Below are 4,336 nucleotides of genomic sequence, written 5' to 3'. Positions count from 1 at the left end.
CCAGATACGGGCCGAGCGCGTCCGCACACTCCCCCATTCGCCGTGCGAACACCGGCGAGGTGTCCAACAGCTCCACCGCCATCCCCGCCCACTGCGCACCCTGACCCGGGAACACGAACACCACCCGTGCGCGGTCCGCCGCCCGGCCGACCAACGCGCCCGGCCTGCCGTCCGCGACGGCGTCCAGCCCGGACAGCAGCTCGTCGGTGGTTTCCCCGACGACCACGGCCCGGTGCTCCAGCCGCGCCCGGCCCCGCAGCGACCACGCCACGGCCGCGGGATCCGTGTCGGGCCGGTCGCGGACCCAGTCCCGGAGCCGCCGCACCTGCTCGTCCAGGGCCTCCTCGGTGCGCGCCGACACGATCCACGGCACGGGACCGGACGCCTCCGACGCCGGGATGTCCTCGTGGGCCGGCTGCTCGATGATGACGTGCGCGTTCGTTCCACTGGCCCCGAACGCGGAGATCCCCGCCCGCCTCGGCCGGTCCGCCGTCGGCCAGTCGCGGGCCTCGGTCAGCAGCTCGATCGCGCCGGTCGACCAGTCGACCTTCGGGCTGGGAGAGTCCACGTGCAGCGTGGCCGGCAAGCGGCCGTGGCGCATCGCCATGATCATCTTGATCAGTCCGGCAGCACCCGCGGCCGCCTGGGCGTGTCCGATGTTGGACTTGATCGACCCCAGCCACAGGGGCTCGTCGCGCCCCTGTCCGTACGTCGCCAGCAATGCCTGTGCCTCGATCGGGTCGCCGAGCACGGTCCCGGTGCCGTGCGCCTCGACCGCGTCCACGTCAGCGGCGGACAGCCCCGCGTCGGCGAGGGCCGCGCGGATCACCCGCTCCTGGGACGGACCGTTCGGGGCACCCAGACCGTTGGACGCCCCGTCCTGGTTGACCGCCGAACCACGGACCACGGCCAGGACCCGGTGCCCGTTGCGGCGCGCGTCCGACAGGCGCTCCAACACGAGCACCCCGACGCCCTCCGACCAGCCCGTCCCGTTGGCGCCCGCCGCGAACGACCGGCAGCGACCGTCCGGCGACATGCCGCGCTGCCGGGAGAACTCGACGAACAGGCCCGGCGTCGTGTTGACGGTGACCCCGCCGGCCACCGCCAGCGAACACTCACCACGCCGCAGTGCCTGCGCCGCCAGGTGCACCGCCACCAGCGACGACGAACACGCCGTGTCGACGGTCAGCGCCGGCCCGACGAACCCGAACGAGTACGCCACCCGCCCGGACGCCATGCTCCCGGTCGACCCGGCGAGCCAGTACCCGCCCAGCTCGTTCCGCGCGGGCGCCGAGGTCACGTAGTCCTGGTGCATCACCCCGGCGAACACCCCGACCTCGCGCCCGCGCACCGAGTGCGGGTCGATCCCCGCGTCCTCGAACGCCTCCCACACACCCTCCAACAGCAACCGCTGCTGCGGGTCCATCGCCAACGCCTCACGCGCGTTGATCCCGAAGAACCCCGCGTCGAACCCCGCCACATCGTCCAGGAACCCACCCGACCGGGTGTAGCTCGTCCCAGGGTTGTCCGGGTCCGGATCGAACAGGGACTCCAGGTCCCAGCCACGATCCGCCGGGAACTCCGTCACCGCGTCCACTCCGGACTCGACCAGCTGCCACAATCCTTCCGGATCCGACACCCCGCCCGGGAACCGGCACGACAGGCCCACCACCGCGATCGGCTCGCGGGCCGCGTCGACGGACCGCCGCAGCCTGGCGTTGTCCTTCATCGAGGCGCGGAGCGCGTCGACCAGCTTCTCGGTGGACATGGTCATGCCAGCAGTCCTCCTCGGTCCGCGGACAGCGCCCTGGCCACCAGCGCCTCGGCGTCCATGTCGTCGATCTCCAGCAACTCCTCGTGGTCCTCGACGGGCGCCGGCTCGGCGGCCGGCTGGAGCTGGGCGAGGAGATGGGTGGCAACGGCCTCCGGCGTCGGGTGGTCGAAGACCAGGGTCGCCGGCAGGCTCAGGCCGGTGGCCTGACCAAGGCCGTTGCGCAGTTGGATGGCCATCAGGGAGTCGAACCCGAGTGACTTGAACGGCGTGCCAGGGCGAATCCCGTCCCGGCGGCCGAGGATGCCGGCGGTGGTGGTGAGCACGAGTTCCTCGACGTGCCGGTGGTGCTGACCGGCGGGGATCCCGTCGAGCTGGACCCGCAGGCTGACGGGCGCCCTGGTCCCGCGCTTCGCCGTCGCCGGCAGGAGCCGGTGCAGGATCGGGGGCGTGACGTCGGGGGAGAGGCCGGTGACGTCGAGGCTGGTGGGGCAGTAGTGCGCGCCGTTCCCGGCGAGGGTGGCGTCGAGGTGCCGTAGCACGGTCGCGGTGTCCATCGGCCGGACCCCGTTGCCGGCCAACCGGTTCTGGTCGGCTTCGCTGAGGTGACCGGTCAGCTCGGTGCCCTCCGCCCAGTATCCCCAGGCGAGCGACGTGGCGTCGGCCCGCTGGTGCGCGAGCGCGTCGAGGAAGGTGTTGGCGGCGGCGTAGTTGGCCTGGCCCGGCCCGCCGAGCACACCAGCGACGGACGAGTAGAGCACGAACGCCCTGACCTCGGGGACCAGCTCGTGGAGGTGCCAGGCGGCGTCGACCTTGGGGGCGAGTACCCGGTCCAGCCGCTCGGGGTCGAGTGCGGTGACGACGGCGTCGTCGAGCGCACCCGCGCTGTGGATCACGCCCTGGAGCGGCGGGTCGACCGTCGACAGCAGGGCGGCGAGCGCGTCCCGGTCGGTGACGTCGCAGGCTTCCACCCGGACGGACGCGCCGGCCTCGACGAGTTCGGCGACGAGTTCGCTCGCGCCGGGCGTGTCCGAGCCGCGCCGGCTGGTGAGCACCAGGTGACGGACGCCGTGCCGGGTGACGAGGTGCCGCGCGGTGAGTGCCCCGAGACCGGTGAGGCCGCCGGTGACCAGGACCGTGCCGTCGCCGTCGAAGACCTGGGCGGGAGTCGGCGTGGTGCGGACGAGGCGGGGCACCCGCGCCCGGCCCTCGCGGATGGCGACCTCGGGTTCGCCGGTGGCGAGCGCGGCGTGCAGCTTGGCCGTGGTGTGCGCGCCCTCGACGAGGACGAACCGGTCGGGGTGCTCGCTCCGCGCGCTGCGGACAAGACCCGCGATCGGAGCGAGCGTGAGGTCGGCGTCGATGCTGATCACCAGTCGGCTGTGCGCCAACTCGGGGCGGTCGAGCCAGTCCTGGAGCAGGGCCAGCACCCCGGTCGTGTTCTTTCGGACTCGGGCCGGAACGGTGCCCTCGGCCGACGGCACGACCGGGTGCACGACCCACTCGGGCAGCACCGCGCCGGCTTCCACGTCCGACAGGAGCGCCCGCAGATCGGGGTACCGACCCTCGCCGAGCACCTCGACCGTGCCGACGGGACCGATGGGGTCGGCGTCGACCCAGCTCACCTCGTAGACCGGCTCGGGGTGGACGGCGGCCAGCTGCTCCCGGGAGATCGGACGCGCGGTCAGCGAGTCCACCGACATGACCGGGTTCCCCGCGGAGTCCGTGGCGACCATCCGGACCGTGTCGGCGTCCAGCCGGCTCAGCCGGACCCGCACCACGTCCGCCGGAGAGCCGTGGAGCTGCACACCGGACCAGCTGAACGGCAGCACCACGTCGGCACCGAGCGCGGCGTGGAAGGCCGCGTCGACGGTCGCGGGGTGCACGAGGAACCCGGCGTTCTCCAGGGGCGTGACCTCCGCGAACACGTCGTCCCCCCGGCGCCAGGCGGCGCGCAGGCCCTGGAACGCCGGCCCGTAGCCGAACCCGCGACCGGCCAGCGAGTCGTAGAAGCCGTCCAGCGAGACCGGTTCGGCGTTCTCGGGCGGCCACACCGGCTCGGCCGTGACGGGTTCGGCGGCGCCGGCGAGCACGCCGGTCGCGTGCCGCACCCAGTCCTGGTCGTCCCCGTGCGTGGAGTGGATCGTGACGGCGCACTGCCCGTTCTCGTCGGGTTCCGCCACCCAGACCTGGACCGTGGCCTCCGTGTCGTCGCCCAGGACCAGCGGTGCCTCCAGGGTCAGCTCCCGGACCACCGGGCACCCGACGCGCGCACCGGTCGCGGCGGCCGACTCGACGAGCATCGCCCCGGCGACCACTGTCCGTCCGAACACGGCGTGGTCGGCGAGCCACGGCCGATCCCGGACGGACCAGTGGCTCGTGAACACCCGCCCGCCGGTCGCCAACCGGACCGACTCCGTCGCACGCGGCGGATTCACCCAGAAGCGTTGTCGGTGGAAGGCGTAGGTGGGGAGGTCGAGGGTGGTGGGTGTGGTGGGCCAGGTGGTGGTGGGGGTGTGGGTGGTGTTGCGGAGGAAGGTGGTGAGGGTTCCGTTGTCGCGGTGG

General features: G+C 73.3%; 2 protein-coding genes. Both read right to left on the bottom strand.

Annotation, left to right across the window (positions count from 1 at the left end):
• Positions 1-1,753, bottom strand: a 1,753-nt coding sequence (locus JT362_RS35255; RefSeq protein WP_446014145.1) for a type I polyketide synthase, incomplete at its 3' end; no start/stop codon positions are given.
• 17 nt (positions 1,754-1,770) lie between these two features.
• The coding region (locus JT362_RS35250) for a type I polyketide synthase (protein WP_260196299.1) at positions 1,771-4,336 on the bottom strand (2,566 nt) is incomplete at its 5' end.

It is taken from the genome of Actinophytocola gossypii, from assembly GCF_025165815.1.
Taxonomy (GTDB): domain Bacteria; phylum Actinomycetota; class Actinomycetes; order Mycobacteriales; family Pseudonocardiaceae; genus Actinophytocola; species Actinophytocola gossypii.
This window is presented reverse-complemented; position numbering and strand designations above follow the sequence as displayed.